General features: G+C 69.6%; 17 protein-coding genes. 16 read left to right on the plus strand and 1 reads right to left on the minus strand.

The genetic code is table 11. The features are described 5' to 3' along the window. Nucleotides 1-93 precede the first annotated feature (93 nt). From mraY to FFS52_RS00525, 15 genes are all read left to right on the plus strand, one after another. Nucleotides 94-1,191, plus strand: a complete 1,098-nt coding sequence (gene mraY, locus FFS52_RS00455) for a phospho-N-acetylmuramoyl-pentapeptide-transferase (RefSeq protein ID WP_058251712.1) — start codon at nt 94-96, stop codon at nt 1,189-1,191. Beyond that, nucleotides 1,184-2,767 carry a UDP-N-acetylmuramoyl-L-alanine--D-glutamate ligase gene (murD, locus tag FFS52_RS00460; RefSeq protein ID WP_137808487.1) on the plus strand — a complete coding sequence of 528 codons (1,584 nt, stop codon included), beginning with the start codon at nt 1,184-1,186 and terminating at the stop codon, nt 2,765-2,767. The genes mraY and murD overlap by 8 nt, the downstream gene beginning before the upstream one ends. A 5-nt stretch (nt 2,768-2,772) precedes the next feature. Then, entirely contained in the window at nt 2,773-4,698 is a 1,926-nt protein-coding gene (gene ftsW, locus FFS52_RS00465; protein WP_137808488.1) for a putative lipid II flippase FtsW, read from the plus strand. Between the two features lie 159 nt (nt 4,699-4,857). Then, a complete protein-coding gene (gene murG, locus FFS52_RS00470) occupies nt 4,858-5,988 on the plus strand; it encodes an undecaprenyldiphospho-muramoylpentapeptide beta-N-acetylglucosaminyltransferase (protein ID WP_065632299.1) in 1,131 nt (376 codons plus the stop codon). Nucleotides 5,989-6,067: 79 nt separating this feature from the next. Further along, nucleotides 6,068-7,639, plus strand: coding sequence for a UDP-N-acetylmuramate--L-alanine ligase (gene murC, locus FFS52_RS00475; protein ID WP_065632398.1), 1,572 nt, complete (start codon nt 6,068-6,070; stop codon nt 7,637-7,639). Then, complete coding sequence (locus FFS52_RS00480; RefSeq protein ID WP_065632300.1) at nt 7,636-8,337, plus strand: FtsQ-type POTRA domain-containing protein; 702 nt, start codon at nt 7,636-7,638, stop codon at nt 8,335-8,337. The genes murC and FFS52_RS00480 overlap by 4 nt, the downstream gene beginning before the upstream one ends. 326 nt (nt 8,338-8,663) lie before the next feature. Continuing rightward, nucleotides 8,664-9,830 carry a cell division protein FtsZ gene (gene ftsZ / locus FFS52_RS00485; RefSeq protein ID WP_058251716.1) on the plus strand — a complete coding sequence of 389 codons (1,167 nt, stop codon included), beginning with the start codon at nt 8,664-8,666 and terminating at the stop codon, nt 9,828-9,830. An 8-nt stretch (nt 9,831-9,838) separates the two neighbouring features. Further along, nucleotides 9,839-10,612, plus strand: a complete 774-nt coding sequence (gene pgeF / locus FFS52_RS00490) for a peptidoglycan editing factor PgeF (RefSeq protein WP_137808489.1) — start codon at nt 9,839-9,841, stop codon at nt 10,610-10,612. A gap of 24 nt (nt 10,613-10,636) precedes the next feature. Next, a complete protein-coding gene (locus FFS52_RS00495) occupies nt 10,637-11,389 on the plus strand; it encodes a YggS family pyridoxal phosphate-dependent enzyme (protein WP_137808490.1) in 753 nt (250 codons plus the stop codon). A gap of 113 nt (nt 11,390-11,502) precedes the next feature. After that, a complete protein-coding gene (gene sepF, locus FFS52_RS00500; protein ID WP_065632303.1) occupies nt 11,503-12,219 on the plus strand; it encodes a cell division protein SepF in 717 nt (238 codons plus the stop codon). Nucleotides 12,220-12,275: 56 nt separating this feature from the next. Continuing rightward, the gene (locus FFS52_RS00505; protein ID WP_068970573.1) at nt 12,276-12,617 is read left to right on the plus strand and encodes a YggT family protein; all 342 of its coding nucleotides are present in this window, start codon (nt 12,276-12,278) and stop codon (nt 12,615-12,617) included. A gap of 418 nt (nt 12,618-13,035) precedes the next feature. Further along, entirely contained in the window at nt 13,036-13,851 is an 816-nt protein-coding gene (locus FFS52_RS00510; RefSeq protein ID WP_058251721.1) for a DivIVA domain-containing protein, read from the plus strand. A gap of 33 nt (nt 13,852-13,884) precedes the next feature. Then, a complete protein-coding gene (locus tag FFS52_RS00515) occupies nt 13,885-14,760 on the plus strand; it encodes a hypothetical protein (RefSeq protein ID WP_068970574.1) in 876 nt (291 codons plus the stop codon). A 332-nt stretch (nt 14,761-15,092) separates the two neighbouring features. Beyond that, nucleotides 15,093-18,305 (plus strand): isoleucine--tRNA ligase, encoded by a 3,213-nt coding sequence (ileS, locus tag FFS52_RS00520; RefSeq protein WP_078112834.1) that lies wholly within the window; start codon nt 15,093-15,095, stop codon nt 18,303-18,305. Between the two features lie 235 nt (nt 18,306-18,540). Further along, nucleotides 18,541-19,458, plus strand: a complete 918-nt coding sequence (locus tag FFS52_RS00525; protein WP_137808491.1) for an RNA polymerase subunit sigma-24 — start codon at nt 18,541-18,543, stop codon at nt 19,456-19,458. A gap of 67 nt (nt 19,459-19,525) precedes the next feature. Here the strand turns inward: FFS52_RS00525 and FFS52_RS00530 are convergent, their stop codons facing one another. Further along, nucleotides 19,526-20,218: a TetR/AcrR family transcriptional regulator gene (locus tag FFS52_RS00530; RefSeq protein ID WP_078112836.1), complete on the minus strand. Its 693-nt coding sequence runs from the start codon at nt 20,216-20,218 to the stop codon at nt 19,526-19,528. Nucleotides 20,219-20,332: 114 nt separating this feature from the next. On the opposite strand from FFS52_RS00530, the gene FFS52_RS00535 reads away from it, so the two are divergent. After that, a complete protein-coding gene (locus tag FFS52_RS00535; protein ID WP_078112838.1) occupies nt 20,333-20,788 on the plus strand; it encodes a nitroreductase family deazaflavin-dependent oxidoreductase in 456 nt (151 codons plus the stop codon). Nucleotides 20,789-20,794: the final 6 nt, after the last annotated feature.

Consider the following 20,794-nt stretch of genomic DNA (forward strand, 5'->3'; position numbering starts at 1 on the left):
GATGCCGCTCCGCCGCGGGGTGTCAGGCAGGTTCGGGAAGATCGCGGCCGGGAACAGACCGGTCGCGTACGGAGAGGATGCGGGGGCAACGCGGTGACACAGATACTCCTCGCGGGGGCGATCGCGATCGCGGTGTCGATCCTGCTGACGCCGGTCCTCATCAAGGTGTTCTCCCGGCAGGGCTTCGGGCAGGAGATCCGGGTCGAGGGCCCGCAGAGCCACCAGACCAAGCGCGGGACCCCGTCGATGGGCGGCGTCGCGATCCTGGCGGCTCTCTGGGCCGGCTATTTCGGCGCCCACCTCGTCGGGGTCTTCACCGACGCCGGGAACGGGCCGACCGCCTCCGGACTGCTCGTCCTGGGGCTGGCGACCGCGTTGGGCGTCGTCGGGTTCCTCGACGACATCATCAAGATCCGCAAGCATCGCAATCTCGGTCTGAACAAGACCGCGAAGTCGATCGGCCAGTTCATCGCCGCCATCCTCTTCGGCATCCTGGTGCTGCAGTTCCGCAACGACTACGGCTACACGCCGGCGAGCACGAACCTGTCCTACGTCCGCGACATCGATGCGATCACGCTCGGGTCGGTCGTGTTCGTGGTGTTCTGCTGGCTGGTCGTCGCGGCCTGGTCGAACGCGGTGAACTTCACCGACGGGCTCGACGGCCTGGCCGCCGGCTCCATGGCGATGGTCCTGGGCTCCTACGTCCTGGTCACCTTCTTCCAGTTCGTCAACGCCTGTGCGGGCGGCGCGAAACCGCCGAGCGAGATCCCCACCGGCTGCTACCAGGTCCGTGATCCCCTCGATCTCGCGCTCATCGCGGTGGCCGGCGGTGGAGCGTGCCTCGGCTTCCTCTGGTGGAATGCGGCGCCTGCCAAGATCTTCATGGGCGACACCGGCTCGCTCGCCCTCGGCGGCATGCTCGCCGGTCTGTCGATCACCACGCGGACGGAGTTGCTCGCGGTCGTCATCGGCGCGCTGTTCGTCGCCGAGATCATGTCGGTGGTGATCCAGATCGCCTTCTTCCGGACCACCGGTCGTCGCGTGTTCCGGATGGCGCCGTTCCATCACCACTTCGAACTCGGTGGCTGGGCGGAGACCACCGTGATCATCAGATTCTGGTTGCTCACCGCCATCGCCTGTGCGCTCGGCCTGTCGCTGTTCTACGGCGAGTTCCTGACCACCAATGGCTGATCGCCCGGTGGCGGGTCCGACCCCCGGGGGGCCCGACCCGCGCGAACTGGCCGGCCGGACCGTCGTGGTCGGCGGGGCCGGGACCGCGGGGTTGTCCGCCACCCGGTTCCTGGTGACGCTCGGCGCGCATGTCCTGCTCGCCGACGACCGGTTCGCCGGTGCTGACGCGCCGCCCGTCGACCGGAACGCCGCGGCCGCGGCGGTCGCCGGGGTCACCGAACTGATGTTGCACGGGGTCGAACCGGTCGCCGTCGCGGATCTGCTCACCGGTCCCGGGCGACTGGCGACGGCCACGGTCGTTATCGTGTCACCCGGCTTCGCGCCCACCCACCACCTGGTGGCGGCCGCGGCCACCGCCGGCGTACCGGTCTGGGGCGAGGTCGAACTGGCCTGGCGCGTGGACGTCGCGGGACTGCTGGGCGAACCACGCACCTGGCTTGTCGTGACCGGCACCAACGGCAAGACGACGACCACGTCGATGCTCGCCGGGATCGTCGAGGCATCGGGCCGCACGGGTGCGGCCTGCGGCAACATCGGGCTCCCGGTGCTCGACGCGATGCAGGCCGAGCCCAGGGTGGACGTGCTGTGTGCGGAACTGTCGTCATTCCAGCTGCATTGGGCGCCGTCGGTCCGCCCGCATGCGGGAGTCGTGCTCAACGTGGCCGAGGATCACCTCGACTGGCACGGGACCTTCGAGGCGTACGCACTTGCCAAGGCGGGAGCGCTGCGCGGTGCGGTGAGTGTCGTCGGACTCGACGACCCGGTCGCGTCCGGCCTGCCCGCCGCGGGCCGCCGCATCGGTTTCACGCTGCGCGAGCCGCAGCCCGGACAGCTCGGCGTCGCGGACGGTGTGCTGATCGACCGCGCCTTCGACGCGGGCCGGTTGTATGACGCCGACGAGGTGCGCCCGGCCGGACCGTCGGGTGTCGCCGATGCGCTGGCCGCGTCGGCTCTCGCGCTCGCGGCCGGCATCGGGCCGGAGGCGATACGGGCGGGGCTGGCGTCCTTCCGGCCGGCCGGTCATCGCGGCGAGGTCGTCGCCTCGCGGGACGGGATCGACTTCGTCGACGACTCCAAGGCCACCAACCCCCACGCAGCCCAGGCGGCGGTCGCCGCCTTCGACCGGGTCGTGCTGATCGCGGGCGGTCTGCTCAAGGGTGCGTCGATGGACGAGATGCTCACCGCGGTGGGCAGTCGGCTGGCCGGGGTGGTCGCGATCGGCCGTGACCGAGACCTGGTGATCGAGGCGATCGCGCGACACGCCCCAGAAGTCCCAACAGTCACAGTATTCACAGGGGACGATGGCACGGTGAACGTGCATCGTCCGGGACAGGCCGGTCCTCAAGCCTCAGCAGTTGATCTCCCGGGGACGGGCTCCTCGACATCGGTGGCGGTCATGGACCGGGCCGTCGAGGAGGCGTGGGTGCTCGCGGAGGCGAGCCCGTCCGCGCCCGACGCCGTGCTGCTCGCACCCGCGGCGGCCTCGCTGGACATGTTCGCCGGATACGGTTTGCGCGGCGACGCTTTCGCCGCCGCCGCGCGTCGGATCGCCGGCTCGCCCGACACCGGACGCTGAGTCGGATGAGCAGCCGCAACCCGGCCGCGGACAACGACCCCGTCGACGATGCCGATGACCGCAGCGGTCTCGACGGTGTCGGGGACGATGGTGTCGCTGCCGACAACGGGAGGCCTGATGTCGAGACCGGCGGGGACGCCGGTGGCCGGACGCGCACGAGAGACGAACGACCGGGCGTGAAGCGCGGGACCGGTGGCAGGTCGGCACCGGACGACGCCTCGGGCCGCTCCGCGGGTGCGGCAGCAGCGACTGCCGCGTCGATCCCCGCGATCGTGCTCGACGCCATCCGCAACCTGTTGGCGCGTCCGCTGGCGTCCTATCAGCTGATCCTCACGATGTCGTTCCTGCTCACCACATTCGGCCTGGTGATGGTTCTCTCGGCGTCGTCGGTCGAGGGGTATTCCAAAGAGGGATCGGCGTACGGGCTGTTCGCCACGCAGGTGATCTTCGCCCTGCTCGGCCTGGTGGTCTTCTACTTCATGCTGCGGATTCCGGTGCGGTTGCTCCGACGGTTCGCCGCTCCCGCGATGTTCGTCGCGGTGGTGCTCCTGGCACTGGTCCTCATCCCCGGCGTGGGCACGCTCAGTCAGGGCGCACGCCGCTGGTTCGTCATCTACGGCCTGTCGGTGCAGCCGTCGGAGCTGGTGAAGGTCGCGTTGTGCATCTGGGGTGCGCACCTGCTGGCCTCGCGCCGGCGGGACAACGCCTCCCTGCGCGAGCTGCTGGTCCCGCTCGTCCCGGTGGCCATGCTCGTGTGCCTGCTCATCATCCTCGAGCCGAACCTGTCGACGACGATCACCATCGCAATCATCGTCGGTGCGCTGTTGTGGTTCGCGGGACTGCCGGTCAAGGTCTTCGTCTCGTTCGCGGTGTCCGGCATCGCGCTCGCCGTGATCCTCGCCCTGGCCGAGGGCTACCGCTCGCAGCGCGTGATGAGCTTCCTCGGCAACGTCGATGACCCGCAGGGCGCCGGCTATCAGGCGCGCCAGGCGACCTACGCGCTCGCCAACGGCGGGGTCTTCGGCGTGGGCCTCGGCCAGTCGAGTGCCAAGTGGAACTATCTGCCGAACGCGCACAACGACTTCATCTTCGCGATCATCGGCGAGGAGCTCGGGCTGCTCGGCGGGCTCATGGTGGTGTTCCTGTTCGTCGTCCTCGCCTACATCGGCTTCCGGATCGCATCCCGGTCGACCGATCCCTTCCTGCGCCTGATGTCGGCGACCATCACGGTGCTGATCACCGCGCAGGCGTTCATCAACATCGGCTACGTCATCGGATTGCTGCCGGTGACCGGGATCCAGCTGCCGCTGATCTCGGCCGGCGGCACGTCGACGCTCACCGTCCTCGCGATGCTCGGTCTGCTCGCCAACGCCGCGAGGCACGAACCCGAGGCGGTCGCCACGCTCACCGGCGGGTCGCCGAGCCGCGTCGCACGGTGGCTGCGCCTGCCGACGCCGGTGGCCTACCGGCAGACACGGGCGGAGTCGCTGCGCGATCGACTGGACCAGCGCCGCACGGCCGGTCCGCGTCCGACGGCCGGTGCGGGTCGCGGCGGCCGAGGACCGCAGTCGCGTCGCCGTCCGCCGAGCGGGCCCGCGCCGTCGGCCGATGCCGGACGTGGCCGTCGACGCTTCCCGTTGCCCTGGCGGCGGGCCGCCGAGACGTCGCAGCGGCGGGCCGCCCCGTCGCAGTCCGCGCCGGACGATCGACGGCAGGGCCGGTCGTCGACGCGATCCGGTGCCGGCGACACCCGAGGGGCCCGGTCGGCGGCCTCCGGCCGGGCGGGTGTCCCGCGCGGGCGGGTCCGGCCGGGGACTTCTTCGCGGAGCGGCGTCGACTACGGTGTCGGGTATCGGGGGAGCGGGTCGTATGTACGCGGCGCCGGGAGCGGAGCGAGCGGGCCGAATGTACGCGGCGCCGGCCGTCGGTGACCGGCGGTGGGAGCGGCTGAGGTGCGGGCCCACGACGGGAGATCTCCCGGCCGGGAGCCCGCGAATGTGATCGAAAGCTGAAATGGAGTGACGACGCCGGTGAGTTCGGGTGCGGTACAAGCTGATACGACCGGACGGCCGAACGGCCGGCCGTTGTCGGTGGTCGTCGCAGGCGGCGGCACGGCCGGTCATATCGAACCCGCCCTCGCCGTCGCCGACGCGGTCAGCCGCATCGATCCGACGGCCCGTATCACGGCTCTGGGTACCAGTCGGGGCCTCGAAGTCGATCTCGTCCCGGAACGCGGATACGACCTGCAGCTGATCCCGCCGGTGCCGTTGCCGCGCAAACCCGGCCTCGACCTGGCGCGCACCCCCGGTCGTCTGCTGGGTTCGGTGGCCGCCACCCGCAAGGTTCTCGACGAGGTGGACGCCGACGTGGTCATCGGTTTCGGTGGTTACGTCTCGGTGCCGGCGTACCTCGCGGCGCAGATGCACCTGCGCCGACGCAATCGGATCCCGATCGTCATCCATGAGGCCAATGCCTCGGCCGGCATCGCCAACAAGGTCGGTGCCCGCTTCGCCGATCGGGTCCTGGCGGCGGTCGACGGTTCCGGGCTCGATGCGACGGTCGTCGGAATCCCGGTGCGCGGTGTCCTCGCCGAACTGGACCGGCCCGCCCTGCGGGCGAAGGCGCGCCACTACTTCGGACTCGACGACGACGCTCCGACGCTGCTCGTCTTCGGCGGCTCGCAGGGCGCGCAACGACTCAACGACGCCGTGTCGGGCGCGGCGAAGACATTGGGTGAGGCCGGCATCGGCGTGCTGCACGCATACGGTCCCAAGAACTCGATCGACCCCGCCGTCGTCGATGACGCGCCGCCCTACCGCGCCGTCGGGTATCTCAAACGGATGGATCTCGCGTACGCCGCCGCGGATCTCGTGATGTGCCGGTCCGGCGCGATGACCGTCGCCGAGGTGTCGGCGACCGGGTTGCCCGCGATCTATGTCCCGCTGCCGCACGGGAACGGCGAACAACGACTGAATGCGCTCCCGGTCGTGGAGGCGGGCGGGGGACTGCTCGTCGACGATGCGACGGTGGACGCGGACTGGGTTGCCCGCGAAGTGCCTGCGCTGCTGACGGATTCGGCTCGGCTGCACGAGATGTCGATCGCTGCCGCGGGCACCGGGCATCGGGACGCCGCGGCGGCGGTGGCCACCGCCGCCATCGAACTCGCGCAGGATTTCCGGGCTGGACGTCGTCGCGGTGGGAGGTCGGCCCGTGAACGATGACGCCGTGAGCGAAGCGACGGAGAGGGACGAGGCGGCGTCGGCTCCGGGGTCGCTGCCCGATGAACTGAGCCGCGTCCACATGGTCGGCATCGGCGGCGCCGGGATGTCGGGGCTGGCCCGGATTCTGCTGGCCCGCGGGGGACAGGTGTCGGGGTCGGATGCCAAGAACAGTCGCGGCATCCTCGAACTCCGGACCCGCGGCGCCCGGGTGCAGGTCGGGCATGATCCGTCGGCGCTCGACCAGATCCCCGGTGGCCCGTCTGTCGTGGTGACCACTCACGCCGCGATCCCCAAGACCAATCCCGAACTCGTGGCGGCACGGTCGCGCGGTATCCCGATCCTCCTGCGGCCCCGCGTCCTGGCCCAGCTGATGGCGGGTCAGCGCAGCCTGCTGATCGCGGGCACCCACGGCAAGACCTCCACGACCTCGATGGCGGTCGTCGCGCTGCAGCATGCCGGGACCGACCCGTCGTTCGCGATCGGCGGCGAGCTGAACGAGTCGGGGACCAACGCCCACCACGGTGGAGACCCGATCTTCGTCGCCGAGGCCGACGAGAGCGACGGCTCCCTGCTGGAGTACACACCCGACGTCGTCGTCGTCACCAACATCGACGCCGACCACCTCGACTTCTTCGGTTCCATCGAGGCATATGTCGAGGTGTTCGACCGGTTCGTCGCGCGCATAGCGGGCGGCGGGTCGCTCGTCGTGTGCCTCGACGACCCGGGCTCGGCCGCCCTGGCCGGCCGCGTCGCCGAGTCGCTCACCGCGCGCGGGGTGGAGGTCCTCGGTTATGGACGGGGGACCCACGCCGCGCTGGCGCCGACCGTCCGCAACGTCGCGACCATGACGTCCTGGCAGCCGCGCGGAGGCGGCGGAGCCGCCACGGTCCGGTTCACCTCGCCGCTCTGCCCGGATGTCGAGGATCGACCGATCGTCCTCCCGCTCCCGGGCGAGCACATGGCGCTCAACGCGATCGCCGCGGTGATCGGTGCCGCCCGGGTGGGTGCGCAGCTCGGCGTCGCAACATCCGACGCATCGACCGGGGCCGGGCGGCTCGATGGCATCGTGGCCGGGATCGGCGCGTTCGGCGGTGTCCACCGCCGCTTCGAGTTCCGCGGCCGGCGCGGCGGCGTCGAGGTCATCGACGACTACGCCCATCATCCGACCGAGGTGCGGGCCGTGCTCTCGGCGGCGCAGGACATGGTGTCCGCCCGCGGCGGGCCGAGCGGTTCGCGCGGGCGCGTGATCGCGGTGTTCCAGCCGCACCTCTACTCGCGGACCGTCGAGTTCGCCGACGAGTTCGCCGCTGCTCTCGACCTCGCCGACGCAGTCGTCGTCGCCGATGTGTACGGGGCCCGTGAGGCCCCGATCCCGGGAGTCAGCGGTCGCACGATCTCGGACAAGCTGACCGTGCCGGGGACCTTCGCCCCGGACCTGTCGCGGCTGGCCGCGCAGGTCGCGCGCCTGGCGCGGTCCGGGGATGTCGTGCTGACCCTGGGGGCGGGCGACATCACCATGCAGGGTCCGGAGATCCTCGACGCCCTGGCCTCGGCCTCGACGACCGCCGACACCGCCACCGTGACGGGTTCGGGCGCGACTCCGACCGACGGCCCGGCGGACTCCGACGGCCGGACGGGGCGGGTGTCGTGATCCGCTGGCCGCAGCGCCGCCGGTCGCGCGTGGTCCTCGGCACGCTCATGGTGGTCGCGGCCGGCGTCGGATTGGTGCTCATCGCCTACCTCACGCCGCTGATGTCGGTGCGCGGCACCGACGTCCGCGACAACGGGTCGATTCCGGCCGACGAGATCCTGCGGGTCGCGGCAGTGCCGTCGGGCACCCCGCTGCTGCAGGTCGACACCCGGGCGGTCGCGCAGCGCGTCGCCACCATCCCGTCCGTCGAATCGGCGCGCGTGCAGCGGAGTTACCCCTCGTCGCTGACCATCACCGTCGTCGAGCGGGTCCCGGTCGTGATCGTGAACAACGGCGACGACGTCCACGTGCTCGACAAGTCCGGGGTGGCGTTCCTCGACTACGACCGCACGCAGGGCGTCCCGCCCGAGGTGCTCAAGCTCCCCGTTCTCGACACTCCGAACCCGGGGCCGGCGGACCCGACCACCAGGGAGACCATCGCGGCGGTGGCGGGCTTGCCCGAATCGCTGGCGCGGCAGGTCATCCGGGTGACCGCGACCTCGCCGGTCGACATCGAGTTCACGCTGTCGGAGAAGCGCACCGTGGTGTGGGGGGACAGCGACCGCGGCGCCGAGAAGGCCCGCACACTGACGCATCTGCTCACCCGCGAGGCGCGGATGTACAACGTGTCGAGTCCCGAGTTCCCGGCCTATCGGTGACGCACGCCGGATCCGGCCGACCCCGAAATCACCGGTCGGGGTGAGGCGGACCCGCGTGACGGAACCGGACGACCCCCGTGGGGCGGCGAAAAGCTGAGGGTTCCGGCGGATTTCGCCACGACTTCCCGACACGCCGAGCGCGGATCTGGATACCGGGGCCCGCGATGCCTAGCGTCATCACCACAACGAGTTACTTGACATAACTCTAAATCTATGGTTCAGGTTTAGGGTTTGTCGCGAGCGGGACGTGGACCGGCCGGTTCACACAGGACATATCGAGACCAGAACTCGAACAACGAGATCGACCACACAAGGAAGGCGAGCGCATGACGCCACCGCACAACTACCTGGCCGTCATCAAGGTCGTCGGCATCGGCGGTGGCGGCGTGAATGCCGTCAACCGCATGATCGAGCAGGGACTCAAGGGAGTCGAGTTCATCGCGATCAACACCGACGCCCAGGCGTTGTTGATGAGCGACGCCGACGTCAAGCTCGATGTCGGGCGCGACTCGACACGGGGTCTCGGCGCCGGTGCCGATCCCGAGGTCGGTCGCCGCGCCGCCGAGGACGCGCGCGACGAGATCGAGGAACTGCTCAAGGGCGCCGACATGGTCTTCGTGACCGCGGGCGAGGGCGGCGGGACCGGAACGGGTGGTGCACCCGTGGTCGCGTCGATCGCGCGGAAGCTCGGTGCGCTCACTGTCGGCGTGGTCACCCGGCCGTTCGCCTTCGAGGGCAAGCGGCGCGGCGGACAGGCCGAGGCGGGCATCACCGCTCTGCGCGAGTCCTGCGACACGCTGATCGTGATCCCGAACGACCGTCTGCTGCAGCTCGGTGACGCGCAGGTCAGCCTGATGGACGCGTTCCGCAGTGCCGACGAAGTGCTCCTCAACGGCGTGCAGGGCATCACCGACCTCATCACCACGCCGGGCCTGATCAACGTCGACTTCGCCGACGTCAAGGGCGTCATGAGCGATGCCGGCAGCGCGCTGATGGGCATCGGTTCGGCCCGCGGCGAGGAGCGTGCGCGCAAGGCCGCCGAGTCCGCGATCAACTCGCCACTGCTCGAGGCCTCGATGGAAGGCGCCCGCGGTGTGCTGATCTCGATCGCCGGTGGCAGCGACCTGGGTCTGTTCGAGATCCACAACGCCGCGACCCAGGTGCAGGAGGCCGCGCACGAGGACGCCAACATCATCTTCGGCACGGTGATCGACGACAACCTCGGTGACGAGGTCCGGGTCACGGTCATCGCCGCCGGCTTCGACGGTGGCTCACCCAAGAAGCGGACCGACGTCCCGGCCGCCGCGGGGCGTTCCGCGGTCGGTCAGGGCCAGGCCGGCGCCGTGGCCTCGCCGCCGAAGAACGATCCGCTCTTCGGGGACATGCCGAAGGGTGCGGGCGATCCGTTCGAGCAGGAGCCGGAGCCGCCCCGCCGCAACACCGTTCGGCTCGACGACGACGATGTCGACGTGCCGTCGTTCATGAAGCGCTGAGCCCGCGCATGCGGGTGCGTCGTGTCATCACCACCCGTGCCGGCGGGGTCTCGGTGTCACCGTACGATTCGTTCAATCTCGGTGATCACGTCGGAGACGATCCGGAAGCCGTGGCGGCGAACAGGATTCGGCTGGCCGAGCAGATCGGGGTGGCGGCCGGGTCGGTGGTCTGGATGGAACAGATCCACAGTCGCAACGTGACCGTGGTCGACGGACCGGTTCCCGAGCCGGTGCCCGCCACCGACGCGCTGGTCACGACCACGCCCGGTCTCGCCCTCGCCGTGCTGTCCGCCGATTGTGTCCCGGTGCTCCTCAGCGACGACGACGCCGGTGTGATCGCGGGGGTCCATGCGGGCCGCGTCGGCGCCCGGATCGGCATCGTGCCCGCCACCCTGCGCGCAATGGTCGAACTCGGCGCCCGGATCGGGTCCATCGGCGCCTTCCTCGGTCCTGCCGCGAGCGGAGACCACTACGAGGTGCCCGCCGACATGCAGGCCGACGTGGAGAAGCATCTGCCGGGCAGCGCCGTGCGTACCAAGAAGGGCACGGCCGGTCTCGACCTGCGTGCCGGCTTGCGGCGGCAGTTGCTCGAGGCCGGCGTCGCCGGAGTCGCGGTCGACCCGCGGGACACCATCGCCGACCCGAGCCTGTTCAGCCATCGCCGGGGCGCACCCACGGGCCGCCTGGCCTCGGTCATCTGGATGGACCCCGATGGCGATGCACACGGCGACGATGCACACGGCGACGATGCACCCGGTGAGCGGCGCCCGCTCGGGGAGTGACCCGGTGGCGAGAAGGATGGGGACATGACGGGGTCATCTGATGCGCGCACCGCCGAGCTGGGGGAACGGTTGGCCGCGGTGCGTCGGCGCCTCGACGCCGCGGTCGAGGCCGCCCATCGGCCGGCGGGCTCCTGTCAGCTCCTCGTGGTCACGAAGTTCTTTCCCGCGGATGACGTCCGTCGGCTGCTGCAGCTGGGGGAGCGCGCGTTCGGCGAGTCACGCGAACCCGAGGCCGGCCGGAAGGTGGCGGAGGTGCTGGGGGACTGGGAGTCCCCGGAGCCCGGCGACGTCCCCGTCTTCGACATGATCGGTTCGGTGCAGTCCAAGAAGGCCCGGTCGGTGGCGCGGTGGGCGCGCGCGGTGCACTCCGTCGACCGCCCGAAGGTCGTCGACGCCCTGGACCGTGCCGCGGTCGCAGCACTCGACGAGGGGGAGCGCGCCGATCCGCTCGGCATCCTGCTCCAGGTCAGCCTCGACGGCGATCCGCAGCGCGGCGGCGTCGTCGAAGACGATCTCCCGGCTCTGGCCGAGCGGGTCGTCGAGGCCGACTCACTGCGGTTGCGCGGGCTCATGGTGATCGCCCCGCTGGCTGGCGAACCCGGGCACTGGATGGCCGAGGCCGCACGCATCCGCGAGGCGTTCCGCGGGCGATTCGACGCCGCCGCCGAACTGTCCGCGGGCATGTCAGGGGACATGGAGGAGGCGGTCGCCGCGGGCTCGACATGCGTGCGTGTCGGAACCGCGATCATGGGCGATCGGCCGCTAATCTCTCAGTAATCACATTGGTAACACCAGAACCAAGTGACACACGAAGCGCAGTTAGCTCACTGACCACAGATGCACCATCCGGCACGGCAGCAACCGGCGTCGCACTACCAGAGAGGCCGTCAATGACCACGATGCAGAAGTTCAAGGCTTACTTCGGCATGGTGCCGCCCAGCGAGTACGAGGACGACTACCTCGAGGAGTCGGCCCCGCCGCTGCGAGAGCGGTCTCGTGAGCGCGCCTACCGTGACGACTACTACGGTGACTCCTCCTACGATCCCGGATACGAGCCGTCGTTCCGGGACGCCGGCTACCGCGACGAGATCGCGTACCGCGACGAGCTGTCCGACCGCCACTACGACGCCGGCTTCGACCTGGCCCCGGAGTACGCGGCGGAGTTCGCCTACGCCGGCAGTCGCGCGGTGGGCGAGGGGCCGATGCGGGCGCCCGCCCGCCTCGAACCGCTGCAGCGTTCGTCGAGTGCGGCCCTGCGCGCTGCCACCGCGCCGCGGTCGATGGGTGCCGACCCCCGCGAACTCGAGCGCGTCTTCGCCGACAGCCCGCTGCAGAAGATCACCACGCTGCGCCCGTCGGACTACAGCGAAGCCCGTACCATCGGGGAGCGTTTCCGCGACGGCAACCCGGTCATCATGGACCTCGTCGACATGAGCAACGACGACGCCAAGCGCCTCGTCGACTTCGCCGCGGGTCTTGCGTTCGCGCTGCGCGGATCGTTCGACAAGGTGGCCACCAAGGTGTTCCTGCTGTCGCCCGCCGACGTCGACGTGTCGCCCGAAGACCGCCGCAAGATCGCCGAGACGGGCTTCTACAACCACTCCTGACCGGCGTCGGGTACCTCGGTTCGCCGTCGTCCGAGATGTTCAGGCACTCTTGACGCGTGGCTGCGATTTTGTTGAGCGTGTTGTACTACCTCCTGCTGATCTTCTGGTTGCTCCTCCTGGGTCGGCTGGTGGTCGAACTGGTCCGCACCTTCGCGCGTGAGTGGCGTCCCACCGGGATCGCGGTGGTCGTCATCGAGATGGTCTTCACCGTGACCGACCCCCCGATCAAGGCGCTGCGTCGCGTTCTCCCCCCGATCCCACTCGGTCCGATCCGGCTCGACCTGTCGCTCATGATCGTGATGCTCGTCGTGATCATCGGCATGAACATCGTCAACGGCCTACGCGCCGACGCCCTGGCCGAGTCGCTCGCGATCGCCGGACACCTCGTCCGCCCCTGATCCCCCTGCTCCCTGAGGAGCGTCCGGAGCTTGCGGGTGCGTCCCCTGCTCCCTGAGGAGCGCCCGAGCTTGCGGGCGCGTCCCCCTGCTCCCTGAGGAGCGCCCGGAGCTTGCGGAGGGCGCGTCACGAAGGGTCCGTCACCGGCGGGCGCACCCGATCGGGCGGCGGGTACCCCGTGTCACGGCGATGGTCTACCGTTGTAAGTCATCTTCGGATGACTGTTTCATTTCAACAGCGCATCGCAGAGATGCGACCAACGGTTCGCGTGTGACAGGATTGGACGCCAGTTACAATTTTTGACTGGTATGAATAGTTAGTGACAACCTGTATCGGTCGAACGACTCACCGTCGCGCGATCCGGGTTGGACGGCCCGCCAACTGAACACAAGTTCACCACCAGACATGAGGGGAACCGACATGCGGCTGACTCCAGCTGATGTGCACAACGTCGCGTTCAGCAAACCGCCCATCGGTAAGCGCGGTTACAACGAAGACGAGGTCGATCAGTTCCTCGACTTCGTCGAAGCCGAACTCGCACGGCTGATCGAAGAGAACACCGACCTCAAGCAGCGCGTCGAGGAGCTCGAGAGCGAGCTCGCCGATGCCCGTTCCGGTGGTGGCGCCCAGGCGGACGACCGGACCCAGATGTTCGCCAAGCCCGCCGCGGCACCCGAGCCGCCCGCCCCGGCGCCGACGCCGGCCCCGCAGGCGACCAACGACGACGCCAACGTGCGTGCCGCACGCGTTCTCGCGCTCGCCCAGGACACCGCGGACCGGCTCACCGGCAGCGCACGCGCCGACGCCGACGCGATGCTGTCCGACGCCCAGACGCGCGCCGACACGCTGGTCTCCGAGGCGCAGACCAAGTCCGATGCCATGCTCGCCGATGCCCGGCAGCGCTCGGAGGCGATCCTCGCCGACGCGCAGACGCGGTCGGAGGCGCAGTTGCGGCAGGCACAGGAACGTGCCGATGCCCTGCAGAGCGACGCCGAGCGCAAGCACAGCGAGATCATGGGCACGATCAACCAGCAGCGCGGTGTGCTGGAAGGCCGGATCGAGCAGCTCAAGACCTTCGAGCGTGAATACCGTACGCGTCTGAAGACCTACCTCGAATCCCAGCTCGAGGAACTCCAGCAGCGTGGCAGCGCGGCGCCTGTCGAGGGCGGCCGACCCGATCAGTCGTTCTCGAACGATCCGGGTAACGGTGGATTCAGCAGCTACTCACCCAGCTGACCTGGGCGGATCGGTGCGCACTAGGCTGGTGATGTGCTGACCTTGGCGCTGGCCGCGACCCTCTTGGGGTTCGTGCTGCTCATCCTCGGTCTCATCACCGGGACCGTGTGGCTGGCCGTGGCCTGCATCGTGGTCTGTCTGGTGGGCCTCGGCTTCCTCCTGATGGACGTGTTCGCCGGTCGCAAGGGCGAAGCGGCCCGGTCACTGGAAGACATGGTCCCGGGCGCCGGTCGCGACACCGATCCGTCGCACGACGCCGATGACGACGCTGTCACCCGGCACGACCCGGCCGGCGATCGCGGCGACGATGCACCGACGCGTCGGTACCCCGCCGCCGACGCCCCCGGTGTCGGCGATTCCGAGCCCGCCGGCTATCGGCCCGGGGCCTTCGACCCCGGAATGGCCGCGCCCGCTGGTTCGGTCCCGCCGAATCGTCCTGCTCCCGAGCGTCGTGAGGGCAACCTCGAGGACTATCTGCGTTCGGTCGGCGGTGACGGTCCGAGTGGTGACGGGCCGCCCCGCGGGGCCCCGCCCACCGGTGTCGATGTCGCCGGTGGTCGCCCCGGTCCGCCGCCGGGTTCCCGACCGCCCGGCGTAGGACCGCAGAGCCGACCACCCGGGGTCGGTCAACCATCGTGGACGCAACAGCAGGCCCGGCCGCAGCAGGGGCAATTCGGTCCTCCGCAATCCGGCCCGCCTCCGACCAGGGGCCAACGGCCTCCGGTCGGCCCGCCGTCGGCTCCGCGTCCCTTCGACCCGCAGTCTCCGGGGTGGGTCCCCGACGACGTGCCGGGCGGCGACGCCGCCGGCCCGGACGACTGGACAACAAGTCCCGATGAGTCCGCGCCGCGTCGTCGGCGTGCGGATTTCGATCCGCTTGATCCGAACTGGCATCCGCCGCCGGACTGAGCGCACCCGCACGGTCGCGCACCGGTCGAGAACCCATTGGCCCGACCGGGTCGGTCGTCGCTACACTGGTTCACGCGTTGATCCGGCCATCACCGGGGAGCACCCGGAAGAACGGTGTCATCGAGTGCGGCGTCCAGTGGACGGTGCGAATGCGTGACTCCCAGTAGAACCGGGCGGGCGTGGCCCGTGACAGCCACAGGATCGTACGGTCACCAACCGTCGCGATTCGTCGAGTGGCGTCGGAACTCCGACGCAAGCGGGGTGGTACCGCGCAGACCTCCGGTGTGCGTCCCCGTGCCGATGAGACATCACCAGGCACGAGGAGACGAGCCGTGAGCGACGCGACCGACCCCACCCAGTCCGCCCCCACTCAGTCCGGGCGGGTGTATCCCAAGGTCGACATGACCGGGGGCACCGGGCGCAGCGCCCCCGACTTCCCGTCCGTGGAACAGCGGGTCCTGCAGTACTGGGACTCCGATTCGACCTTCGCCGCGTCGATCGAGAACCGGGCCGACGCCGAGGAGTTCGTCTTCTACGACGGTCCGCCGTTCGCGAACGGCCTGCCGCACTACGGTCACCTGCTGACCGGTTACGTCAAGGATCTGGTACCCCGGTACCAGACCATGCGTGGCAAGAAGGTGGACCGCCGATTCGGCTGGGACACACACGGTCTGCCTGCCGAGCTGGAGGCCGAACGGCAGCTCGGGATCACCGACAAGTCGGAGATCGAGAAGATGGGCATGGCGAAGTTCAACGAGTACTGCCGCGACTCGGTGCTGCGGTACACGGGGGAGTGGCGTGACTACGTGACCCGCCAGGCCCGCTGGGTCGACTTCGACAACGACTACAAGACACTCGATCTCGACTTCATGGAGTCGGTGATGTGGGCGTTCAAGGCGCTCTACGACAAGGGGCTCATCTACCAGGGCTATCGAGTGCTGCCCTACAGCTGGTACGAGCAGACGCCGTTGTCCAACCAGGAGTCCAAGCTCGACGATGCCTACCGGATGCGGCAGGACCCGGCGGTCACCGTCACGATGCCGCTGCGGGTGCCCGACGGTCCGCTGTCCTCCCTCGACGGAGTCAACGCGCTGATCTGGACGACGACCCCGTGGACCCTGCCGTCCAACCTCGCGATCGCGGTGAACCCCGAGGTCACCTACGTCCACGTGAAGGCCGCCGACGGCCGGGAATACCTGCTGGCCGAGGCGCTGATCGGTGCGTACGCGAAGGAGATCGCCGATCCGGAGGTGCTCGGCACCCACCTGGGCAAGACCTTGGAGAACCTGTCGTACACACCGCCGTTCGACTTCTTCGCCGGCCATCCGAACTCCCATCGCGTGTTGCTGGGCGACTACGTGACCACCGACAGCGGCACCGGGATCGTGCACCTCGCACCGGCTTTCGGCGAGGAGGACATGGACCTCGCGACCGCCAATGGCATCGAGGTGGTGCAACCGCTCGACCCGGGCGGACGCTTCACCGCGCAGGTCCCGCCGTACGAGGGTCTGATGGTGTTCGACGCCAACCCGGTGATCATCAAGGACCTGAAGGAATCCGGCCGGATCCTCCGCCATGAGACCATCGAGCACTCCTACCCGCACTCGTGGCGGTCGGGCCAGCCACTGATCTACATGGCGGTGCCGTCGTGGTTCGTCGCGGTGACGCAGTTCCGCGACCGCATGGTCGAACTGAACAAGCAGATCACGTGGGTGCCCGAACACATCCGGGACGGACAGTTCGGCAAGTGGCTCGAAGGCGCCCGGGATTGGAACATCAGCCGCAATCGGTACTGGGGTGCGCCCCTGCCGGTCTGGGTGTCCGACGACCCGGAGTTCCCGCGCGTCGACGTCTACGGTTCGCTCGACGACCTCGAGGCCGACTTCGGGGTGCGTCCGGACAACCTGCACCGGCCGTTCATCGACGAACTCACCCGGCCCAATCCCGATGACCCGAGCGGGAAGTCGACCATGCGTCGGGTGCCCGAGGTCCTCGACTGCTGGTTCGAGTCGGGTTCGATGCCGTTCGCCCAGGTGCACTATCCGTTCGAGAACCGCGACTGGTTCGACGGTGGTGACTCCGCGCACGCCCCGGCCCACAACCCGGGCGACTTCATCGTCGAGTACAACGGGCAGACCCGTGGCTGGTTCTACACGCTGCACGTGCTGGCCACCGCGCTGTTCGACCGGCCGGCCTTCAAAACCGTTGCTGCGCACGGGATCGTGCTGGGTGACGACGGGCAGAAGATGTCGAAGTCGAAGCGCAACTACCCCGACGTCAACGAGGTCTTCGATCGCGACGGATCGGACGCGATGCGGTGGTTCCTGATGGCCTCGCCGATCCTGCGCGGCGGCAACCTCGTCGTGACGGAGCGAGGTATCCGGGAAGGGGTGCGTCAGGCGCTTCTGCCGCTGTGGAACGCCTACAGCTTCCTGCAGCTCTACGCCGAGCGCCCGGCGACCTGGCGGACCGACTCGCAGCATGTGCTCGACCGCTACATCCTGGCCAAGCTGGCGACGACCCGCGACACGATGACCGCGGCGCTCGACACCTACGACATCGCGGGGGCGTGCGACGCCTTCCGTGAGTTCGTCGAGTCGCTCACCAACTGGTACGTGCGTCGTTCCCGGGCGCGCTTCTGGGCCGGCCAGGACGAGGACACCGACGCCTTCGACACCCTGTACACCGTGCTCGAGGTCGCCTGCCGGCTGGCCTCGCCGCTGCTCCCGCTGGCGACCGAGGCCATCTGGCGGGGTCTCACCGGGGAGCGGTCGGTGCACCTGACGGACTGGCCGACGAACGATGAGCTGCCGGCCGATGCCGACCTGGTCATGGCCATGGACCAGGTCCAGGCGGTGTGCTCGACGGCGTCGAGCGTCCGCAAGGCCAACAAGCTGCGGGTCCGGCTGCCCCTGTCGGGTCTGACGGTGGCCTCGCCGACCGCGGCCGCGCTCGAGCCGTTCGTCGACCTGATCAAGGACGAGATGAACGTCAAGGACGTGACTCTGGCGGCCGATGCCAGCGAGTACGGGCGTTACGAGATCGCGGTCAACGCGCGTGCCGCCGGCCCCCGCTTGGGCAAGGACGTACAGCGTGCGATCAAGGCGGTGAAGTCGGGCAACTGGACTGCGCGCGAGGGCGCCGACGGGTCCGAGGTCGTCGTCGCCGACGGCATCGAACTCCACGACGGGGAGTTCACCCGACGGCTGGTGGCCGTCGAACCGGACTCGACCGCGGAGCTGCCGGGCGGGAACGGCCTGGTCGTCCTCGACACGGCGGTCACGCCCGAACTCGAGGCCGAGGGGTGGGCGAAGGACCGGGTTCGCGAGCTGCAGGATGCGCGCCGCACCCTGGGACTGGACGTCTCCGACCGGATCACGGTGCGACTCGTCGTACCGGCCGAACGTCTGGACTGGGCGAGGACGCACGCCGACCTGATCGCCGGCGAGGTGCTCGCGGTGCGGTTCGACGTGACCGGCGATGGTGACGCGGGCAGCATCGAACTGGGCGACGGTGTGACCGCCGACGTGACGAAGGCGAACTGATCCGCTGACCCGGGCACCGCGCGGACATCCCGGCCGGGTGTTCGCGCGGTGTCGTTGTCGTCGGCCGCGCGGGGAGGTCGGACGAGACGATCTGGGACACCGATCGCAACAGTCGCACCCTGGTGGTGCTGCGCCACGTACGGTGTGGAGACTGCCGCGACATGGCCCCGCGGGGTGAGCACACACCCGAGCGCGTCGTTCGCCGCCCGAACCATCTACGAGGGGGCAGACCCCGATGACCCGCATGGACGTGGACCCGATCCCGGCGCGATCCGCCGCGTTCGAACCGCTGCTGTTCACGGTGGCCTACGAGATCCTGGGCTCGGCTGTGGACGCCGATCATGTTGTCCGACACTGTCTCTGGGATCATCCGGCGAGCGCGCCGGTGGACGCGTTCGGCCCCGGGTCGGCCCGAGCGCACCTCATCGCGCAGGTCGCCCGGCGCGCGCTCGAGACGCTCACTGCGCGTCGACGTGTTGCCGGGGACTACGTCGGACCGTGGTTGCCCGATCCCATCCGGTTCGACGGCGACGTCCTCGCCGACGCGGGTCTTGCGGAGTTCGCGTCGACCGCGATGCTGCTCGTTCTGGAGGAACTCGAGCCCGCTGAGCGGACGGTGTACGTCCTGAGTGGGGTCTTCGGATTCGCCGACGACACGATCGCCACGATGCTGTCGCTGTCCTGGTCGCTCGACGAGGTGGGGATGCTCGCGGAACGGGGCCGGTCGTTCGTCGAGCGTCGGCGCCCCCGGTTCGATCCGATGGACCGTGCCCGCGCCGCGGAGGTCGTCGAGACGTTCCTCGACGCGGCCGAGTCGGGCGACGCGGACGCCCTCATCGCCCTCATGGCACCGGAGGTGGTGCTGACCTCGGACAGCAACGGCAAGACCACCGCGGTACGGCAGCCCATGCGCGGGGCGCCCGCGGTGATGCGGGTGCTCTCGGGGTTCACCCGGATCGGTGCCGTGCTCGAGGATTACCGCGCCGAGTTCGTGGTCTTCAACGGTCAGCCCGGGATGATCCTCTACTTCGACGGCCGGCTGCAGACCGCGATCACCCTCCGCGTCGTCGATGGCCTGATCGTCGACATCTACGTGATGCGCAACCCCGACAAGCTCGTCGGGGTCGAGCTCCGTCGGCCGGTCACCCGCTGATCCACCCACCGCGCGGAGTGCGGGATCTGTACCGGAAACCGGTACGAATACCGCACTCTGTCCGATCTCAGGCGAACAGGCCCGACAGTGTCTGCTCGATCTGGAGCCGGAAGAGCTGCTCGGGATGCGCGAAGGTGTCGGTCCCGTACTGGCCGAAGGTCTCCAGGCTGATCGCGCCGACGAGTACGGCCCACAACGTGGTGGCCGCGGCCAGGACCGCGGCGGGGGTGTCGAGGTCGAACTCGTCGCGGATCGCGTCCATGTCCGCGGCGACATCCGGTGTGGGAGAGGGGAGGTCGGCGCGTAGCAGGCCTTCGGCGTGAGCGGCCGAGCACTCGCGGAGCAGCCGCACGGGAATGCGTGTGCCGGGCCCGATGGTCCGCTCGCCGGGGGCGGAGTAACCGGGCACCGGGCTTCCGTAGATCAGCGCCCATCGGGACGGCTCGGCGAGAGCCCAGGTCCGCGCGGCCGCGGCCGCGGCCGCGAGTCGATCGCGCCGTCGGGAGGTGGCGATGGAATCGGCCGCGGCATCGACGGCGTCCGCGACATCGGTGTAAGCCTCCACCAGCAACATGGTCAGCAACTCGTCGCGGCTCGGGACGTACCGGTACACCGCCGAGGAGACGACGCCCAAGTCGCGGGCGATGGCGCGCAACGAGAGCCCGGCGGCGCCGTAGGTGGTCAGGTGTTCGCGTCCCAGTCGACGGATCTCGTCGGTCATCATCGCGCGGTTCTCCGCGCGGGTTCGTCCGGTGGCCATGGCGACGATCCTGCCACAACCGAGAGCGGTGCTCTTGATTTCCTGGCGGCGTGGCTGCATACTCGATTTCGAGAGCACTGCTCTCGGATTCATCACCTCGACGAAAGGCCGATCATGACCGCGACCACCCACTACAAGGCCCCCAGCGGATTCGACGCCGCCTTCAACCGCGCGGTGCGCTGGCTCGCCGACCGCGGGGTCAACCTGGCCGGGGCCCAGACGCTCACCGTCGTCGGCCGGAAGACCGGCACGCCGCAGCGGGTGCCGGTCAACGTGCTGCGACTCGACGGGGCGGAATTCCTGGTCGCCGTCCGAGGCGACACGCAATGGGTCCGCAACGCACGCGCGGCCGGGACGGTGGAACTCCGCCGCGGCCGACGTCGGGCCGTCGTCACCCTCACCGAGCTCGACCCCGCGCTTCGTCCGCCGGTCATCCGGGAGTACCTGCGCCGCTGGGGGTGGGAGGTCGGGCGGTTCCTGCCCGCGGGCCTCGAGCTCGCCTCGTCGGATGAGGATCTCGCCGCCCACGCCGGGTTGATCCCCGTCTTCGCCGTCACCGCTGCTCACTAGACTCGG

The sequence above is a fragment of the Gordonia sp. ALPHA1B1 genome, from assembly GCF_005502615.1.
Classification (GTDB): domain Bacteria; phylum Actinomycetota; class Actinomycetes; order Mycobacteriales; family Mycobacteriaceae; genus Gordonia; species Gordonia hongkongensis.

Coding starts and splice junctions, on each gene's coding strand:
- sepF (WP_065632303.1), top strand. CDS start 11,503: ATGACCACGATGCAGAAGTTCAAGGCTTACTTCGGCATGGTGCCGCCC.
- murD (WP_137808487.1), top strand. CDS start 1,184: ATGGCTGATCGCCCGGTGGCGGGTCCGACCCCCGGGGGGCCCGACCCG.
- ftsW (WP_137808488.1), top strand. CDS start 2,773: ATGAGCAGCCGCAACCCGGCCGCGGACAACGACCCCGTCGACGATGCC.
- FFS52_RS00535 (WP_078112838.1), top strand. CDS start 20,333: ATGACCGCGACCACCCACTACAAGGCCCCCAGCGGATTCGACGCCGCC.
- FFS52_RS00510 (WP_058251721.1), top strand. CDS start 13,036: ATGCGGCTGACTCCAGCTGATGTGCACAACGTCGCGTTCAGCAAACCG.
- ftsZ (WP_058251716.1), top strand. CDS start 8,664: ATGACGCCACCGCACAACTACCTGGCCGTCATCAAGGTCGTCGGCATC.
- FFS52_RS00530 (WP_078112836.1), bottom strand. CDS start 20,218: ATGGCCACCGGACGAACCCGCGCGGAGAACCGCGCGATGATGACCGAC.
- pgeF (WP_137808489.1), top strand. CDS start 9,839: ATGCGGGTGCGTCGTGTCATCACCACCCGTGCCGGCGGGGTCTCGGTG.
- FFS52_RS00525 (WP_137808491.1), top strand. CDS start 18,541: ATGACCCGCATGGACGTGGACCCGATCCCGGCGCGATCCGCCGCGTTC.
- FFS52_RS00495 (WP_137808490.1), top strand. CDS start 10,637: ATGACGGGGTCATCTGATGCGCGCACCGCCGAGCTGGGGGAACGGTTG.
- murC (WP_065632398.1), top strand. CDS start 6,068: ATGGTCGGCATCGGCGGCGCCGGGATGTCGGGGCTGGCCCGGATTCTG.